Source organism: Coprococcus sp. AF102-57, from assembly GCF_027686195.1.
Taxonomy (GTDB): Bacteria; Bacillota; Clostridia; order Lachnospirales; family Lachnospiraceae; genus Allocoprococcus; species Allocoprococcus comes.
This window is the reverse complement of record NZ_JAQCSY010000008.1, coordinates 128,078-147,258: the sequence shown is the minus strand read 5'-3', so window position 1 is coordinate 147,258 and position 19,181 is coordinate 128,078. Positions and strand designations below refer to the sequence as shown.

Annotated in this window: 17 protein-coding genes; 4 read left to right on the top strand and 13 right to left on the bottom strand. The window is 42.5% G+C overall.

The genetic code is table 11. The features are described 5' to 3' along the window. Positions 1-147 precede the first annotated feature (147 nt). Positions 148-2,295: an ATP-binding protein gene (locus PGZ10_RS07435; protein ID WP_117822800.1), complete on the bottom strand. Its 2,148-nt coding sequence runs from the start codon at positions 2,293-2,295 to the stop codon at positions 148-150. Between the two features lie 113 nt (positions 2,296-2,408). Between PGZ10_RS07435 and PGZ10_RS07430 the strand changes: the two genes are divergently transcribed. After that, positions 2,409-3,095 carry a response regulator transcription factor gene (locus PGZ10_RS07430; protein ID WP_008371972.1) on the top strand — a complete coding sequence of 229 codons (687 nt, stop codon included), beginning with the start codon at positions 2,409-2,411 and terminating at the stop codon, positions 3,093-3,095. Between the two features lie 167 nt (positions 3,096-3,262). On the opposite strand, the gene citG is transcribed toward PGZ10_RS07430, so the two are convergent. The 9 genes from citG to PGZ10_RS07385 all read right to left on the bottom strand — a co-directional run bounded on the left by citG (position 3,263) and on the right by PGZ10_RS07385 (position 12,673). Continuing rightward, on the bottom strand, positions 3,263-4,189 hold the full coding sequence (gene citG, locus PGZ10_RS07425; protein ID WP_270541023.1) for a triphosphoribosyl-dephospho-CoA synthase CitG: 927 nt from the start codon (positions 4,187-4,189) through the stop codon (positions 3,263-3,265). Between the two features lie 55 nt (positions 4,190-4,244). Next, positions 4,245-5,804 carry a citrate lyase subunit alpha gene (gene citF, locus PGZ10_RS07420; protein WP_270541022.1) on the bottom strand — a complete coding sequence of 520 codons (1,560 nt, stop codon included), beginning with the start codon at positions 5,802-5,804 and terminating at the stop codon, positions 4,245-4,247. A 1-nt stretch (position 5,805) separates the two neighbouring features. Further along, entirely contained in the window at positions 5,806-6,705 is a 900-nt protein-coding gene (locus PGZ10_RS07415; RefSeq protein ID WP_008371977.1) for an aldolase/citrate lyase family protein, read from the bottom strand. Further along, complete coding sequence (citD, locus tag PGZ10_RS07410) at positions 6,705-7,004, bottom strand: citrate lyase acyl carrier protein (RefSeq protein ID WP_044998939.1); 300 nt, start codon at positions 7,002-7,004, stop codon at positions 6,705-6,707. The genes PGZ10_RS07415 and citD overlap by 1 nt, the downstream gene beginning before the upstream one ends. A gap of 102 nt (positions 7,005-7,106) precedes the next feature. Further along, a complete protein-coding gene (locus PGZ10_RS07405) occupies positions 7,107-8,546 on the bottom strand; it encodes a serine hydrolase domain-containing protein (RefSeq protein ID WP_270541021.1) in 1,440 nt (479 codons plus the stop codon). Between the two features lie 86 nt (positions 8,547-8,632). Then, positions 8,633-9,928 (bottom strand): SLC13 family permease, encoded by a 1,296-nt coding sequence (locus PGZ10_RS07400; protein ID WP_270541020.1) that lies wholly within the window; start codon positions 9,926-9,928, stop codon positions 8,633-8,635. 169 nt (positions 9,929-10,097) lie between these two features. Then, positions 10,098-11,033 (bottom strand): LysR family transcriptional regulator, encoded by a 936-nt coding sequence (locus PGZ10_RS07395; RefSeq protein WP_270541019.1) that lies wholly within the window; start codon positions 11,031-11,033, stop codon positions 10,098-10,100. A 142-nt stretch (positions 11,034-11,175) separates the two neighbouring features. Beyond that, positions 11,176-11,715, bottom strand: a complete 540-nt coding sequence (locus tag PGZ10_RS07390) for a beta-class carbonic anhydrase (RefSeq protein WP_173689121.1) — start codon at positions 11,713-11,715, stop codon at positions 11,176-11,178. Positions 11,716-11,809: 94 nt separating this feature from the next. Further along, complete coding sequence (locus PGZ10_RS07385) at positions 11,810-12,673, bottom strand: LysR family transcriptional regulator (RefSeq protein WP_270541017.1); 864 nt, start codon at positions 12,671-12,673, stop codon at positions 11,810-11,812. Positions 12,674-12,881: 208 nt separating this feature from the next. Here PGZ10_RS07385 and PGZ10_RS07380 point away from each other — a divergent pair, with 208 nt between their 5' ends. Further along, positions 12,882-13,571, top strand: coding sequence for a DUF6198 family protein (locus PGZ10_RS07380; RefSeq protein ID WP_117555670.1), 690 nt, complete (start codon positions 12,882-12,884; stop codon positions 13,569-13,571). A 174-nt stretch (positions 13,572-13,745) separates the two neighbouring features. Further along, positions 13,746-15,005, top strand: a complete 1,260-nt coding sequence (locus PGZ10_RS07375) for a dihydroorotase (protein WP_270541016.1) — start codon at positions 13,746-13,748, stop codon at positions 15,003-15,005. 51 nt (positions 15,006-15,056) lie between these two features. Here PGZ10_RS07375 and PGZ10_RS07370 read toward each other — a convergent pair whose 3' ends face one another. The 3 genes from PGZ10_RS07370 to PGZ10_RS07360 form a co-directional block, all read right to left on the bottom strand. Continuing rightward, positions 15,057-16,745, bottom strand: a complete 1,689-nt coding sequence (locus tag PGZ10_RS07370; RefSeq protein WP_270541015.1) for a Na/Pi cotransporter family protein — start codon at positions 16,743-16,745, stop codon at positions 15,057-15,059. 272 nt (positions 16,746-17,017) lie between these two features. Beyond that, on the bottom strand, positions 17,018-17,563 hold the full coding sequence (locus tag PGZ10_RS07365) for a chromate transporter (protein WP_270541014.1): 546 nt from the start codon (positions 17,561-17,563) through the stop codon (positions 17,018-17,020). After that, positions 17,560-18,129: a chromate transporter gene (locus tag PGZ10_RS07360; RefSeq protein WP_270541012.1), complete on the bottom strand. Its 570-nt coding sequence runs from the start codon at positions 18,127-18,129 to the stop codon at positions 17,560-17,562. The genes PGZ10_RS07365 and PGZ10_RS07360 overlap by 4 nt, the downstream gene beginning before the upstream one ends. Positions 18,130-18,230: 101 nt before the next feature. Here PGZ10_RS07360 and PGZ10_RS07355 point away from each other — a divergent pair, with 101 nt between their 5' ends. Next, entirely contained in the window at positions 18,231-19,163 is a 933-nt protein-coding gene (locus PGZ10_RS07355; RefSeq protein WP_270541011.1) for a LysR family transcriptional regulator, read from the top strand. Positions 19,164-19,181: the final 18 nt, after the last annotated feature.

Sequence of the window (19,181 nt, the reverse complement as noted above, 5' to 3'; positions counted from 1 at the left end):
CGTACCATTTATTTGATGATTCCATTATAAAAACCCAACCTTACACTCTTACAGATTCCTCCTTACATTTTGTTAAGGTAAATCTTTAAAAGTATTAAGGTTGGGTTTGTCTTATCTTACACCTTACAGATATCTGCGTCTTTTTTCTTATACCGGCTGGTTGGCACGATTCCGAATTGCCTCGAGAATTGCGGTATCCGATACCGGTTTTTCTACATATCCGTCAATGATTCCTTTCTGCCGGGCCTCTGCCACCTCACGGCTGACTCCATCAATAATAATAAGCTTCAGCATGTCCGGATATCTGCCTGCAAGCGACATACAGAAATCCACTCCACTGCAATCCTCCATCGTCTCGTCTACTACCAGTACATCTGCCTCCTGCTGTTCCAGACATTTTTGCAGTTCTTCTCTTTTCATACAGGTCTGAATCTGGATCCCGATCTTCTCAAAATTCTTTTTCAGCAGCTGCAATACCTTTGCATTGTCATCTGCCACCACGATCCGATAATCCTTTCTGGGAATATTCTGCACAATCTGTGGCATATGCTCTGTATCCAGTACCGGAAGGTAGATATGAAAGGTACTTCCTTCTCCTTTTTTGCTCTCTGCATAAATATATCCCTTATGTGAAGTAATAATCTGCTCCGCAAGTGCCAGTCCAAGTCCGGTACCCTCTCCCCCTTTTTTCGTTGTAAAAAATGGATCAAAAATCTGACGCAGCGTCTCTTTATCCATTCCACACCCATTATCTTTCACCTGGATATGGATATATTTTTTCCATACATCCGAAAGCTTTTCAATCACTCCCTGAGCCAGTTTTTCTTTTTCTTCTGAATGGCAGGATATTCTGATATTTCCTTGATTTTTTCCAATCGCATGCACCGCATTAACGCAGACATTTAAAAGCACCTGGTTCAGCTGTGTCGCATTTCCAAGGATCATTTCATCATCTACACAAAACTCACTTTCCATATGGATCAGAGGCGTACAGACAGATTCCATCATCCTTTCTGCACGCGTCATGAATTTCTTTATCGAAATATTTTTATAAACGGTCTCTACATTCTTTCGACTCAGGGACGAAATCTGGCGCACTACATCCTTTGCTTTTTCCGAAGCCTCATAAATTTCTTTTGCACTGTCCTGTTCTTCTGATCCTTCCGGAAGTTCCATCATCAGAAGCTCTGCATATCCCATGATCGGAGTCAGAAAATTATTGAATTCATGTGCGATACCACCTGTCATAGTTCCCATGATCTGAAGTCTTTGCTGATGTGCGATACTCTGCTCGCTCCGATGCATTTTTTCCAACTGCTCATTCAGTTCTTTCAGATCATTGATCTCCCGCACAGCTCTTCTCATATCACGCATCACTCTGCCAAATAAGACAACCGCAATACCGGCAGCCAACAAAATACCAACAAAAATACATACCATTTTCAAGAAACCTTCAGCTATCGGTTCGTACAGATCATCGTAGTCGATCACCGCACTGACTACCCAGAAGCTGTCTCCGATCTGAACCGGAGAATATGCACTGATTTTCTGTACTCTCGGACGTTTTTCATTTGTCCACCAATACGAATAATAATGAGAAATACCTTCTTTTCTCTTCTTCTGATCCTCAATCATCTTCTCCAGACTGGAGTAATCCAGATCCGGATACATTTTCTTCCTTCCTGCAATAACCGGAATTCCCCATTGTTCTTTCTTCGGATGCATGATGATCGTTCCTTCTGCATCTTTGACAACAATGTATCCATTCGTTCCGATGTGAATTCCCGAAATCAGTTTCTGATAATATTTTTCCGCATCGATCATCAGACAGATCTTTCTCCCATCCTTCAAAACACGCTTATATACATTATAGATTTTCCCACCTGTATCTTTTTCCATATAAATGCTATTCTTTGCCGAGCTTTGAGTGAGCAGCTGTGAACTTACAATCTGTACATCCTTGACACTCTCTGAAAGCTTTCCCTGTTCGTCTTCCAGGTACAGATTCGTGATAAAACTGGTCTGTGTGTCTATAAATTCCCGATATAGTTGTTTTGCCTCATCCTGCGGTCTGTTCTCTGCTGTTTTTGCAAGAAAGCTTAAACTTTCCTCATATTCCTCTGTGGACATCGCCATATTTTCACTCAGGATTCTGGTTGTCAGGAGCATCTGTTCCTCCTGGTTCTGCATCAAAGTATCTCTGTACTTTTTCCAGACACCAAATCCTGCAAATACAAGAATTACGATTAAAAAAAGTGGAATCGCAGCAATCAGTGTCTTTTTGTTTTTCTTCATATATTCTCGTCCCCGGTTTGTTATCAATTGACTTGTTCTCTTTCTAATATTATAATGTTTTTTATAAGTTGTATAGAATTTATTGAAATTTTTACTTTTGGGAGGTTGCCTCAATGGCTGACAAAATACTGATCGTAGATGATGATCCGGCAATCTGTAAGCTGCTGGAAAAAGTAATGCACAGCAATGAGCTGGAAACAACAACAGTAAACTGTGGCATGGATGCGCTGTCCATCCTGAAAAATCATACATTTGACCTGATCCTTATGGATATCATGCTGGGAGATATGGAAGGGTTTGAAGTTATCAAAAGGCTTCGCAATCAGGGGATCAGTACTCCGGTTATGATCGTCAGCGGACGTAATGAAGACTATGATTCTCTGTACGGGCTTTCACTTGGAGCGGATGATTATATCACCAAGCCGTTCCGACCGCTTGTACTTGGTGCTAAAGTAAAAGCACTGATCCGCCGCAACAAGAATCTGGTACTCGACAATTCCGATACTCTGGAATGCGGTCCATTCAGCTATGATACCACAACCATGCGTTTTTACAAAAATGGCGAAGAACTTATCCTTTCTTCCAAGGAGTCTGCACTTCTTCTGCTCTTTATGAAGCATCCGCAGCAGGTTTTCACCAAGGACATGATCTATGAGCATGTCTGGGGCAATACGGTTGCCGTTGATGACAATGCAATCATGGTCTACATCAACCGGCTTCGTGGTAAGATCGAGGACGACAGACAGAATCCGGCGTATATCCTGACGATCCGCGGACTGGGATACCGTTTTGTTCCGTAAACGACCTTTTCATCAAGAAGAGGCTCCATCCTGAATCTTCTCCTAATGAAAAAGATGACTTTTCACCCACTCATTTGTGAAAAGTCATCTTTTTTATTCCTCACCAGTCTGGTGCAGTCCATATTCATGGCAGAAAATTTGATTCCCGTTCTCAGTTATTATACGCTCTATTTTACAACTGGAAAGAGGTTCAGGATTGCCCCGTTCTCGTTTGGAATTTTATTGCACAGCATCGCAAGAAACAGTGAGGTGGCAAGTAGATCGGCACACCCACCCGCGCTGATACCACGCTTTATATACTCCGCATCCATGCGGATCAGTTTGTCTAACGCATCTTCTGAGTAGGCTCCGCCTTCCTCCAGAAACTGCATCGCTTCCATCTGTACCTGATAGAGTACTGACGGATTCTTTCTCGATAAAATATTGGAATCCTGCACCCGGCTCATCAGTGCAAAAAGGATCTGTAATTTGATCCGGTTCCACTCCATTCCCCGCAAAAGTCCATCCTCCAGTACCGGAAGCGCAATATGAAAAACAGATGGGTATCCGGCAAGCGCTTCCCCACGAATCCCTGTAGTCCCGTATTGTACGAGATTTTTCTCACCGTTACTTTTCGCAGGTTCCTTTCCCAACATCTCAATTTCGGCTCTTAAGATCCTGGCAGTCATCTTCTGCTCCATCCGAAGGATGGATTGCAAAGTAACCGTTCCGTCTTCCTGGATACATCTTCCCGCTGCCGCACTGAATATTCCAAGGGTAAAGATCATCCCTTTATGTGTATTCACATGTCCGGTTGCCCGATACATGGCTTCCTCCGCAAGCATTCCGGTCTTACGGATTTCACGGAAAAGATCTTCCGGCGTACAGGTCAGCTGATATCCCTGGTATGCCATTCTGACAAACCACGGATACAACGCCTCTGCACTTCTTTCAAAGGTCTGCACATCCATATCAGTGTGGGCACCACAGGAATACGGATCTACAAGCCCCGGTTTGGGAACCGTATAGACTTCCTCAAGCAGCGCCTGATACGCCATCCAGCCAATCGATTCTGCAAAGTATTCTGCTTTCTCTACTGCCTGATTCTTTCCCATACGGTTCTCCTTTTATATCCAATTGCCAATAACCTGTAAGTTTTCCGATCAGAATTTAATCATCAAATTCAAACGGCTTGATCTGACGGACAACATCCATGATGGTACCGTCACGGCTTTCAATGACACCGACAACACGATCCCCAAACTGTACCTTCTGTGGTTCCCCCGCGATAGAGTAAGCGATATCACGTAATTCTTCGATGGTCTTAAACGGAAGGTCTACATCTTTCATTGCTTCGATCAGATCCTGTCTCTTCGGATTGATTGCAATACCATAATCTGTGATGACAACGTCTACACTTTCTCCCGGTGTTGTGACGGTTGTTACGTCTGTACAGATTGCCGGTGTTCTTCCCTGAAGAAGCGGTGCGATAACGATGGCACATTTTGCTCCGGCTGCTGTATCCGGATGTCCACCCTGCGCTCCTGTGATCATACCATTAGAATTTACAACAACGTTACAGTTGAAGTGTACGTCAACTTCCAAAGCTGCAAGAATTACGAAATCCAATTTATTGACAACTGCACCCTTGTTGAACGGGTTCGCATACTCACCTGCACTGATCCGGAAATGATGCAGATCTTTTACAGATTCTACGGCTGCAAGGTCAAAGTCCTGTGTATCCAGAAGTGCATCTACCTGACCGTTGATCAGAAGGTCACACATCGGCTTTGTAAGACCACCCACACCAAAACGCATGCGGATATTTCTTTCTTTCATTACCTTTGCAAGTGAAATAGTAGATGCGATAGAAGCTCCGCCGACACCTGTCTGATAAGAGAATCCATCTTTGAAATACGGTGTATTTACAACGAACTGTGTACAGTAATCAGCCATCATCAGCTTTCTCATATCTGTGGTCGGTTTTGCTGCACCTGTTGCGATCTTCTTCGGATCACCGATCTGGTCTACTTCTACAACATAGTCTACCTTTGTCATTGAAATATGTGCCGGAAAATTCGGGAACGGAACCATGCAGTCTGTGATTGCTACGACTTTGTTTGCATGGAAAGCATCTGACATTGCGTAGGAAAGTACACCACAGTCAGATTTTCCCCCAATACCACGGCAGTTACCGTACTCATCACAAGTAGGAGTTCCGATAAATGCGATATCGATCTGTGTCTCACCTGTTACCAGGGCACGTACACGTCCGCCGTGGGAACGCATGATCGCAAGACCTTTTAATTTACCATTGGAAATAGCTTCTCCGATCTTTCCACGCACACCGGATGACTGGATATTTGTAATGGTTCCGTCTTCAATATACTCTACCAGAGGATCATGTGCTTTTCCAAGGGAACTTGCGCAAATCGTAATGTCTTTGATCCCCATATCATGGATCTCTTTCATTACCATATTTACAACGTAATCCCCTTCACGGAAATGATGATGGAAGCTGACTGTCATACCGTCTTTGATTCCACATTTTACAAGGACATCATGGATGCTGTCTACCATCTTGCTTCCGTTGGAATTGATCACACATTCGACTTCCGGTCCATGTTTTTTATAAACATGTCCGTCAAAATGATGAACACCCTGAAATACTTCTTTACCAGTTGCTTTTAAAATCTCTTCCGGGATATCTCTACCTACTGCGTTAATCATCTTATAAATCCCCCTTATACACACCTGAAGCTTTTGCAAGCTCGATTGTTCTCTTTGCTCCGTCATAGAAAGCGATATCGATCATCTTACCGTCTACTGTAAATACACCGATTCCCTGTGCTTTCTTTGTATCAATTTCACGGACAACTTTTTCTGCAAAAATGATGTCTTTCTGTTTTGGTGTAAAGATTTCATGAACAATGTTGATCTGTCTTGGGTTGATGATTGATTTTCCGTCGAATCCCATCAGGTGGATATTTTCAACATCCTGACGGAAGCCATCCATATCATCCAGATCTGTGTATACTGTATCAAAGCACTGTACACCAGCTGCTCTTGCTGCGATCACCATGTTCTGTCTTGCTCCCATGAGCTCGATTCCGGTTCCGGTGATGTGTGTCTGAAGGTCTTTGGTGTAATCTCCACCGGAAAGGGCGATACCAAAAAGTCTTTCTGAAGATTCGCAGATATCAAGCGCACGCATTACACCACGTGCAGACTCGATCGCTGCCATGATCAGGACACTTCCTTCTTCGCGTCCAAAATCTTTTTCAGCCTGAACAACTTCTGCTTCTACCACTTTTACATCCTGTGCGGATTCTGTCTTTGGAATACGGATTGCATCGCATCCACCTGCAACTGCACAGCGGATATCTTCTTTCCAGTAAGGTGTATCCAGTCCGTTGATTCTGACTACCCGTTCGCATCCTCTATAGTTAATGGTCTTAAGTGCATGATAAAGAGAAAATCTGGCTGCGTCTTTCTGGTTCTCTGCAACAGCATCTTCCAGATCAAGCATGATGGAATCCGGTTTGTAAATATAAGGATCTTTGATCAGTCCCGGTTTCTGTGCATTTAAAAACATCATAGTTCTTCTAAGTCTTTTTTTATTCGGATTCATTATCTGATCGCACCTCCCCACGGTAAATCTTCAATCTGTCCTACCGAACGGTAAACAGCTGCTTCGATTCTTGCTTTGATCGTACAGTCAAGGGCTCCTTTATCTACGATTGTAAGCTTTACATTATCGATTCCCAGATTTTCCAGTGTTTCATAAGCTACTTTCTTAATCTGGTTTCCATACTGATTGATCACTGCGCTTTCTAGTGAAAAATCAACTTTTCCTTCTCCGGCTTCTACTGTTACCTGGCAGTCACTGGATTCTAATGTTCCTGCAATTGCAGGTTTCTTGATTTCCATTCGTGCTTCCTCCTTAACATCCATTTGCATTAGTATTTGCTTCGTTGTGTTTATCATAGGGCTCTTACCTTACAGGAACACCTATGGTTTTCTTAATAATTGTTAAGATTCGCATATTTTTGCTGTTACAACTGGTCTTTCCAGTGCCTGTGAATTCATATTCACCCAGCGTTTCATATATACCCTGTCTTCTTTCCATTCAAAAGACACATGATCAAAAAAAGCCATCTCCGGATAGCGCCATTCCATCATCAACACATTTTCTGATTTCCAGTAAGCACATGCAGCAATTTTCATTTCATCCATCTCATACTGATGGTGCAGATATCCACCTGTCATAGAGGTTTCCCCATGAATCCAACAGTCCAGTCCTGCTTCTACAAAATGTGTTCCTCTGTTATCTTTCATCCAGAATATTACTTTATCTTCTAAAAATTCCAGACCTGTTTTTTCTATTCTATCTTCATTCTCAAAAGGTTCCATTTCTATTTTCCGATTTCCTGAAACCATTTTGTTACTGACAGATCTGTTTTTATTTTCCAGAGACATTCTGAGACCTTTATTTTTTAATACATTCCACATCTTTTCAGCGAAATTTCTTTCTTCTTTCATCGGATCCAAAATCTCTTTTTGAATCAGTTCCGTCTCCAGGTAATTACTGTCTGCCGCAGTAATAGCAATTACCATATTTTGTTCCGGAACAATCGCACAGGTCTGCCCAAACATTCCATCTGCACACCAGATATCACCCGTATGTGTCCAGTGAAAATTATAATCTTTTTCTCCTGCTTTCCTTGGTTGTGGATCTTTTTTACCGAGTGCAAGATTCACCCAATCAGCACTTAATAATTGTTTTTCTCCCCATTTTCCTTGATTCAGATAAAGTAACCCAAGTCTGGCCATTCCTTCTACCGTAATGCTCACACCATTTCCACCTGAACAGATTCCTTCCGGACTTTCTCCCCAGCTAAACTTCTCCAGACCAATGTACGGTGCCAGTTCTTCTTCGATCAATTGATGGCATGTTTTTCCTGTAATACGCTGTACGATCGCTGACGTAATATAAGAATTCCCACTTGAATACATAAATTCACTTCCCGGCTCTTTTACAAACGGTACTTTAAAATATGCATCCAGCCAGCTGGTTTTTAATGGTCTCCATTCATTTCCACCTATACTTCTTTCCTGTCCATTGCGCATCGTAAGTAAATTCCGTATCGTAAGCTTCTGAAGATACTCATTTGCTGCCTCACGATATTCCGGAAAATAATCAAGTACCTTATCCTCCAGCTTTATGAGTCCTTTTGTATATGCAATTCCCGCCGCTGTATTTGTAAAACATTTTGTAAAAGAATGGACAATATGTGGGATTTCCTTCCGATACGGTTCATTATATGCTTCAAATATAACTTTATTGTTTCTCAAGATCATGATTCCATGGATCTCTGCTTCTCTTTTTTCCATCTCGTTCAGAAAATTAATAATATATTCTGATGATACGCCTTCCTCTTCCGGAGTTGAATAGGTTAATTCTTTGTTCATGCTGCCACCTCATCTAACTTTATTTTAAACTGGAAACGGGGGACAAAATTTTGCCCCCTTTGTTATACATAACTCTTTTCTGTCTTTTAAAAGAACGGGAATACCAATGGAAGAATTCCTACACAGCATATAAAACTGATAATAACCAATGGCCATCCAAATTTTGCAAAGTCAGTAAATTTTAAGTTTGTAAAGATCATTAATGTCTGATTTGTTCCTGATGCGATCGGTGTCAGGAAAGAGCATCCTGCTCCGATTGCAATTGCAAGAACAATTGCCTGTGGGTTTGCTCCCATTGATTCTGCAATAGAGATCCCAATCGGGGCAAGTACTCCTGCGGTTGCCATATTGTTCATAAACTGTGTTGCAATTGCCGATCCAAGGAACAATACTGCTGTGATCAGATACAGATTTTTCGTATCTCCAAGAATACTCAGCACAACAGCTCCAAACACTTCCCCAAGTCCACTGTTCTTCATAACTGCAATGATCAAATTGATACCTGCACAGAAAAGTACCATATCAACACCGAATGAAGTGATTACTTCTTTTGGTTTTACAACAGTTGTAAGAACCGAAACCGCGATCAGTGCATATCCGATAAAATTCGGGTTCACTGTAATATCTGTAAGCGAATCCAGAATCAGAGCAAGTACAAATAACAGGAAACTGATTCCTACAACCATCTGTTTCTTTTTCATCTCAGGTGTAATTTCTGTAGCTGCCTCTATCTCTGAATTGCTTGGCACTGTTTCCTCATAAGACGGGCACCAGCGGTTCATCACGATCATATAGATTCCACCCAGGATAAAAATCGGAATACCTACCCAGGCAAAATCAAACATGCCAAAAAGAGAAAGTCCAGCTTCTTCAAGTGCTGTATTTGCATAAATATTTGTCGGTGTTCCAATCAGGGTACAAGCACCACCTAAAGTACTTGCATAAATTACAAACAAAATCATTTTTGAATGACTGATCTTATTTTTCTTAGCTATACTGAAAATCACCGGCAAAAATGCCATTGCAACATAACTGTTCTGCAGAACAAATGATACCAGTCCTGATGCAAGATAAAGAATTGCAAAAATTAACATTTCTTTTTTCTTTCCACTTACATTACCGGTTAATTTATCTAAAGCATTTCCCATTACGATATCAAGCCCTGTTGCAGCAATCATTCCTGAAAACATACATATAATTGCCATCAGATGAAAACTTGAACTGCTTAACACGGCATATACTCCGTCTGCATCCATTGTTCCTGTAAATACAACGATCGGTGCCATGATCAAAAAACAAAACCAGTTTGGTAATTTTGGCGTTGCAAGAACTGCAACGAAAACTATTAATGTCAGAATCGCTCCTATTGTAGCCATACTCATCTTTCTTTTCCTCCGTATCCATATACAATAAGCTTTTTCGGAGTGCGCTTTTCCAAAAACTCTCATTCTTCTCTTATATGATGTTTACCGGCTCATCACGTTAATCTTATTATAATTGTCTGTTACTGTTTTCACCAATGCCAAAAGAAAATAGGGGTATAGCTTCATACTATGCCCCTATTTCTCCATTTCTTATTTTCTTTTTCAAAACAGATATACAGTATTTTTCCTGTCTGGAAAGGATTTTATTTTTCAAATATATAATACCTGTTTTCGTCTTTTTTACCTTGTTTTTTCCAATGCAAAAAAAATCAATATCTTTTGTATTTGTTATGTATGGAAGAAATACTTCTGATATAAAACAGAATCCCATTTCTCGCTCCAAGGTCTGCATTGCAAGCATCGAACTGTTTACGATCATCTTTGGCTTCAATTCTTTTCCATATTCTTCAAATATCTGATTGATCTCTTGTCTGACATAACAGGAATTGTCCTGGATAATAAACTCATTCGGCATCATCGAAATATCCATCCATGGATATTTTTCACCTTCTCTTTTTTCTGCTTTCTGAAGCATCATATACTTCTTTGGAACTGCAAGTAACATATAATCTTCTACAATAAAATCAAATACGATAGAAGAATCCTTTTCACTCAGATCCGGACCTATTGCCAAGTCATAGGTCCTGTTTTTTAAGCCTGTCAGGATTTCCTTAGCCATAACATTTGAAAATGTTACTTTACACCCGATGTATTTTTTACTGATCTTCTCCTGAACTTCCATTGCCAGCAAAAGACTGGCATTTAGAGACATGCATACATGTATTTCCTGTTCTTCAGATAATTGTAGTTCCTTTAATTCATGCTCCATTGTGCTGTTCAAACGTTTGATTTCTTTTCCATACGCAACATAGATTTCTCCAGCCTCTGTCAGATTGATTCCATTCGATTTCCGCTCGAAAAGTAAAATTCCCAGTTCCTGTTCCAGACTGGATATAAATCTGCTGAGTGATGGCTGCGAAATATATAAAAGTTCAGCAGCTTTTGAAATACTTTTGCACTCTGCAACCGCTAAAACATAGGTAAACGATTTTAAATCATCCATTTTTATCCTCATCCTCCTGTGATCTCACTAAACAGATTATAGACTTTTTTATTTCAAAAGCGCAAGACTTACTTTTCCTCCATAAAACTCCTCACAGCACCACCTTGCTGTGAGGATCTCTCTTTTTCTTTATTTCTTTTCCTTACACTTCCGTAAGTTCTCCGGTCTCAGAATCCATAATGAATCCCTTGATTTCAATATCCTTCGGCATCAATGGATGTGTCTTCAGTGTATGCACAGTCTCTTCTACCGACTTCTCTACAGATTCAAATCCACCCAGCCATTTTTCCAGATCAATTCCACTGTGTCTTACGATATCAATATGTTCTTTGTCGATTCCGCGCTCTACCAGTTCTTCTAACAGCTCACTTCCATCCATTCCCTGTACACCGCAGTCAGTATGTCCGATGACCATAACCTGCTCCACACCAAGCTCCAGGATAGCAACCAGAAGGCTTCTGACCACACTTCCGTATGGATGTGTAATGACTCCACCTGCATTCTTGATAATCTTCGCATCTCCGTTTTTCAGTCCCAGCGCTGCCGGAAGAAGCTCTGTCAGACGGGTATCCATACAGGTCAGCACGGCAAGCTTCTTGTTCGGGTACTTGCTGGTCAGGTACGGCTCATAACCTTTATTTTCCACGAATTTCTTATTATACTCTACAATCTGTTCTATCATCCTGTGTAACCTCCCATTTGATTTTCGCAACGATATTTCATAAAACAGATTATAGACTTTTTTTCTCTGTAAATGCAAGGATTCTTAATGAATTTTAATGATGTTCTTTTTTCCAATACTGAAAAAATGCCTCCTCCTGCTCTGAGCGGATTCCATACTTTCTTCTCGCAATGTAGAATTTGGAATTCCACCCTGAAGTCTTCACCGGAATCGTCACCACATTGTGCAGCCGCACGATATCCATATACGGCAATACAGAAATCCCGAACCCATTCTCCACAAGTCCTGTGATAACTTCAATCTCTTCCGCAGCACATACCGGCTTTACCTTAATTCCTTCTTCTGCAAAAATCTGCTCCTGCAGAGTACGGAAACCGCTGGTCTTGGAAAACATGATCTGTGGGTATCCGGCTGTCTCTTTCAGACTGATCCGTTCTCTATTTTCAAGCGGATGTCCCTTCGGAACCACTACTGCGATATATGAATCCCGAATCGGATAATATTCGATCTCATCCGATTTCAAAAGATCCGAGCAAAAGCCGATATCATATTTTCCATCCAAAAGTCCTTCTGCAATCTCCGGTGTCATCCGATTGTAGATGATAAATGGAAATGTCGCCCCAAACTCTTTCAGCATATGTGGGATCGTCCCCGGTGCCAGAGGATACACACTGCCGATCCGCACCGTTTTCTCTTCCGTCCGAAGTCCTGCCGCCCGCTCTTCCAGACGAAGATATGCTCCCAGGATTTCATCCACATCCTTCATCAGTTCTTTGCCGTAGCGGCTGAGACTCACATTCCGCCCTTCCTTCTGAAAAAGCGGGACTCCATACTCTTCTTCTAACGATTTGATTGCGTGGCTGAGCCCCGGCTGTGAAATATTCAGTGCCTTTGCCGCCTTTCCATAATGCTGGATTTTTGCCAGCTCTGAAAAATATTTTAAATATTCGATATTCATATATTCCCTCTGTTATCTTTCGCAGTCATCTTATTTTTCAAAATCAACTCTTTACTTTCCATTATTTTAACATATTCCATTCTATTTTAGAATTAGTACATTCAAAATAATCATTTGTTTTTATCGGTTTTCTTCATTATAATGAGAAACAGCTTAAATATAAAATTATTGTAAATTATTATCTATCAGGAAAGAAGGATTTGTACCTATGAATAAGAAAAAATTTCATCTGGCCGGAGAAGTCGCTCTGCTCATCGTCCTGCTGATCAATTCACTCGGCGTGGATCTGATGTCAAAAAGCGAATTCGGGATCTCAACGATCTCCTCAGTGCCGCTTGTATTTAACATCGCCTTCCCGGTGTTCAGTTTCGGAACATGGAATTATATTTTCCAGACACTGCTTGTCATTACACTGATGATCCTCAAGCGTTCATTCTGCCCCGGCTACCTTTTCTCTTTCGTAGTCGGGATCGGATTTGGAAAAATGATCGACGTACACAACGCATGGATCCAGGCTCTGCCGAACTCCCTGCCTCTTCACACGATTTATTTCCTGGCAGGATTCTTACTGATGTGCTTCGGTATCTGCCTTGCCAACAACTGTATGCTTCCAATCATCCCGACGGATATCTTCCCTCGCGATCTGTCCGGTATTGTAAAAAAGAACTATAAAATCGTTAAGACAACCTTCGATCTCACCTGTCTGACGACTACTGTGGTTCTTTCCCTTGCAATCCTCCACGGATTCTACGGCATCGGAATCGGCACTGTCTTCTGTGCATTCCTGACTGGAAAAACCGTTTCCGCCATCCAGAGTTTTCTTGGAAAACACGTGGAATTCTACCGTGCAACTGGGAAGAAGAGAGTTGCTCTTGAAAAGAATATGAGACATGCATAAAAGAAAAAAGATTTCAATTTTGATACATACCAGATCGGATACATCAAAACTGAAATCTCTTTTGGATTCTGTAGCCAGTCTTATTTTCTCAACTTCTCCTGTCGCATTGACAAACCTTTTTCCCATCCCGTATACTAGAAGCAGACTAATATCCTGCAAGGAGGCTTAACTACTATGATTATCAAAAACGGACTTGTCATCGATCCTGCTTCCGGACTTTCCGAAAAAATGGATCTTCTGATTGAAAATGGCATCATCAAAGAAATGGCATCCCTGATTACAAAAGAAGGAGAGGAAGTCCTTGACGCAGCCGGACTTGTGGTTGCACCGGGACTGATTGACACCCACGTTCATTTCCGTGATCCGGGATTTACTTATAAAGAAACCATCCACACCGGCGCACTTGCCTCTGCAAAAGGCGGTTTTACTTCCGTGATCTGCATGGCAAATACTTCCCCGACTGTGGACTCTGTTCCGGTTCTCAAAGACAACCTTTCGCGTGCTTCCGAAGAAAAGATCCGTATCTTCCAGGCTGCTTCGATTTCCTGCAACCTGAAAGGGCAGGAAGAAACCGATATGGACGCCTTAAAAGAAGCAGGCGCATGTGGATTTACCGATGACGGGATCCCGCTTCTAAACGCAGAATTCTGCTTCCACGCAATGGAAAAGGCGGCAAAGCTTAACGTACCGGTCAGCCTTCACGAAGAAGATCCTTCTTTCATCCGCAACAACGGAATCAGCCACGGAAAGGTATCCGATGCGCTTGGCATCTACGGTTCTCCTTCCATTGCAGAAGAATCTCTGGTTGCAAGAGACTGCATGCTGGCACTGAAATCCGGTGCCGATGTTGTGATCCAGCATATCAGCTCCGGTATCTCTGTCGATCTGGTTCGTACTTATAAGAAAATGGGTGCAAAACTTCACGCCGAAGCCACACCGCATCATTTTACACTGACGGAAGACGCAGTCCTTGAGCATGGAACACTTGCGAAAATGAATCCGCCGCTCCGTACCGAAAAGGACCGTCAGGCGATTATTCAGGGACTGGCAGATGGAACCATCGACTTGATTGCCACCGACCATGCACCGCACAGCAAAGAAGAAAAAGCAAAACCAATCACCGAAGCCCCAAGCGGAATCATCGGTCTGGAGACTTCCCTTGCCCTTGGCATCACAAGCCTTGTAAGACCGGGACATTTATCTCTTATTCAGCTTCTGGAAAAGATGACCATCAATCCGGCAAAGCTTTACCACCTTCCATATGGACAGCTCGCCGAAGGAAAGGCAGCTGACCTTGTGATCTTCGACGAAAACGAATGTTGGACTCCAACCGAGTATGCATCCCTTTCATCCAACTCACCATTTACCGGAACTCCTTTGTATGGCAAAGTGAAATATACGATCTGTGGTGGAAAAATCGTTTATCATGATTAAAAAAATCCACGGACTTTGAATCTTCTAAAGTCCGTGGATTTTTCCATCTTCTTATTTTTCTTCCAGCATAAAGTATTTCATGCTTGTTCCGCTTTCCGCGACATCCGCAAGGTTGATACAACTGTTTCCCATACGGTCGATCAGATGCAGGATATTGGTAAACGGAGCAGTAAGGCTTGCCTTACATTTTCCTTTATTGACACGCTCAATATGCGCTTTCCGCATCTTGATATCCAGATCCAGAAGCTTATCCTTTCGCTTCATCATCTTGCCTGGTTCGATACCATCATCTCCCTGCAGTGCCTTCAGAGAATCACAGAACATCTTATTCAGTACCTTCAGACTCTTCTGCAGCTCATCCATCGCTTCCGGTGTATATTTATACTTCCGGTCTGATCTTTCCAGCATACATTCTGCCATTTCCACACTTAAGGTTCCCATACGTTCCACATCGCTGAGTACACACATGAGGCTCGCCGTCTGCGCTGCCTGCTGCTCGGTCAATGAACCCGAAGAAAACAAAGCTGCAAGATATTCGGTAATACACTTTCCAAGGCGTTCAACCTGTTCTCCGTTTTCTTTCAGACCGTCAATGGATTTCACTTCTTCATTTTTCACAAGCTCAATCGTTTTCTTCAGAATATCTCCTACCTGGTCACTCATACGGAAAATCTCTTTTGCCACAAGCTGCAACGCTGCTGCCGGCTGACTGATGATATTTTCATCCAGATAAATCGGGCTGCCTGGATCTTCAACACCTTTTTTGCCATCCGGGATCAGTGTCATGACAATCTTCACCATCAGTTTAATCAGGCATACCCAGATCAGTGTCATTGTGATGTTAAATACAGTATGTGCATTTGCAATCTGTCTGGAAATCACTTCAATCTCCGGACCTTTCGGCGAAATGTTCTGGATCAGTGCCGCAAATGGTTTTACGAACCAGATAAACAAAAAGCAGCCGGAAATATTAAAAATACAATGCGCCACAGCGGTTCTCTTTGCATCTTTTGACTGTCCGATACTGGCAAGGAGTGCTGTGATCGTTGTACCGATATTATCACCTAAAAGAATCGGGATTGCTCCTGCAAGCCCTAGTATACTCGTAACCCCGTCCGCTCCCGGCTGGGAAGCAAAGTTCTGCAGTACCGCAATGGTCGCACTACTGCTCTGTACAACCAGCGTCATAAGTGTACCAACTGCCACACCAAGTACCGGAATATGTGCAACCCGTCCGATCAGGTCTGTGAATACCGGACTGGATGCCAATGGCTTCATGACATCTCCCATTGTCTCAATTCCAAGGAACAGAAGACCAAAGGCAAAAATCGTCTGGCCGATACTTTTTACTTTTTCTGATTTTGTTACAAATGAAATCAGAAATCCTATAAAAATAATCACATAAATATAGTCACTGATCTTAAACGCAATAATCTGTGCTGTCATGGTTGTACCAATATTTGCACCAAAAATGATGGAAATTGCCTGTGGCAGGTTCATCAGTCCCGCACTTACAAAACCGATCGCCATAACTGTTGTCGCACTGCTGCTCTGGAGTACCGCGGTTGTGAGCGCACCGGCAAGCACTCCCAAAAGCGGATTCTTCGTCAGAAGTGCAAGAATGCTTTTCATCTTATCGCCCGCCGCCTTTTGCAGACATTCACTCATCATATTCATTCCATAGATAAAAACTGCCAGACCGCCAAGCAGTCCGAAAATGATCTGAATTTTCTCGTTCATGTTAATTCCTCTCTCAATTTACCCTGTGTTTGTTAATCTCTTTTAAACTTTCTTTTTACAATGATGTCTTCCCTTTCAGCTCATTTTCCATTTTATCTGTGGTCTATGCAATTCCAATCAAATCTATGTTAAGTTTAGGTTAAATTTTCTTTCTTCTATCATTTTTTCTTTTTCATGATTATAGTTATGTAAAATCGCATCAAAAAAGAGAGTTATCTTCTTACAACTCTTCAAGAATGTAAAAGAATAACTCTCTTGTTTTGTCCATGGATCTATGCCATTCCAAGCACACCATACCCCACCATTCCAAGCACCGCCGCAAGAGTGATCACCTTCGGTACAGACCAGTTCCGTTTTAATATCAGATAAAACATCACTGCCCCGATCCCACATCCAAACCAGTCAACCCTTGCATTTGGAAAATAATTTTCCTGCATCAAATTCAGAATCACCGCAAGGATCATTGCGATGCAGATCGGCTTGATCACATTTAACATACTGCTCATAATATCATTGCCACGGAACTTTGCGAAGCACACTGCCACACCGAGTGTCAGTGTATAAGCTGGCATCAGTACACCCATGACTGCCGCAATTCCCCCCAGAACGCCCGCTGTCTGCATCCCGGCAAAAGTCGCACAGTTAATCCCAAGCGGTCCCGGTGTCATCTCTGCGATAGCGATCAGGTTAGTCAGATCTTCTGCCGTCATCCACTGATTGATCTTCATCTCCTGCATGATGACAGGAATCATTGACATGCCTCCAAAGCTGGTAAATCCAATTTTCATAAACGCTGTAAAAAGTCTGAGATAGATCATGCCGTCTGTCCTCCTCTTGTCTTTTTCACTGCTCTTATAGAAAGCACCAGTATCACTCCCGCTACGATCATCACCACATTACTGATATCCGTAAATACACAGAGCACCAGTGCTAACGCACAGATCGGGATTGCTGATTTTCTGCGGAACGCTTCTTTCCCCAGTGAAAGTGCGGCACTTCCCATAATCGGAACTACCGCACAGCGGATTCCGCGAAGTGCCGCATGGCACCAGACATTACTTTTCAGCACCTTATAAAATGCAGTAACAAACGACAGGATCAGAACCGCCGGACAGGTCATTCCGAGCACTGCACAGACACCTCCAAACCAGCCACCTACATAATAGCCAAACAGCATACTGATATTGGTGATCATAATTCCGGGAACTGACTTTCCAACCGCAACCATATCCAGCAGTTCCTCTTTTGTGATCAGCTTCCGTTTATCTACAAACTCCTGCTCCATCTGCGCCAGAATACTCCATCCGCCTCCAAATGTAAAACATCCTATCTTAAAGAAAAATGCAAACAGCATCAGTCCATTTTTGATTCTCTCTTTACCCATCTCTTCTTCCTCCTGTTTCTTTACTTTATCATCTCTATTGACATTAGTAAAATATATGTTTTATTATTAAAAATATAGTTTAAACCTATGGAGGATTTTTTATGAACTGGAATCAGCTGCAATATGTCATCACCATTGCCGAAGAAAAAAGTATCACCAAAGCGGCGCAGAAGCTTTATATTTCCCAGCCTTCCCTTTCCTTAAGCATTCAGGCTCTGGAAAAAGAAACCGGAACCCCTCTTTTTGAGCGGAACCGTGGCGAAATGAAGCTTACCTATGCGGGCGCCCTTTTCTATGAATGGGCAGTTTCTACCCTCCACTCTCATACCCAGTTGGAATGGAAGCTTGGTGATATCGTTTCCGGTTCCCGGACACTGATCCGGCTGGGTCTCAGTCCCCACCGAAGTGAACGGCTTCTGGCACCGGTTCTGGAACGCTTTTATTCCATGTATGAGAACTGTGATATCCAGATCATTGAGCAGCCGACCTACATCCTGCGGCAGATGCTGGAAGAAGACAAGCTGGATCTGATTCTCGATATTTCCAGCCCGGATACTATCAATTTTGAGAGTGAGCTTCTGGTAAAGGAAAGATTTGTCCTGGCAATCCCTGACTCTCTGTGTCCTTTTTCCAATCCATCACCAAAAGAGGAGGGCATCTCTGCCACTCCTCAAATTCATTTGCCTGCGTTATCTGCAGTTCCTTTTATTCTGCTTTCAGAAGATCACGATCTCGGAAAAATCAGCCGGAAGATCTGCGATACTGCTGCTTTCCATCCAAATATCCGCTGCATCTGCACCAGCAGTAATACTGCCTTTTCTCTTGCAAGACGAGGGATGGGGATTGCCTTTCTTCCTGAAATTTATGCACGGACTACTTCCTTTCCGGACATTCATTTCTTTACCCCGGATCACTTTCATGACACCAGGGACATCTGCGCTGTCTATCGGAAAAATATTTATCATCACGCACAGTTTCAGGCGCTTCTTGCTCTCCTCCGCGAAATTGTCCCGGCAATCTACAGGGCAGCTTAGTCTGCCCTGATCCGTACC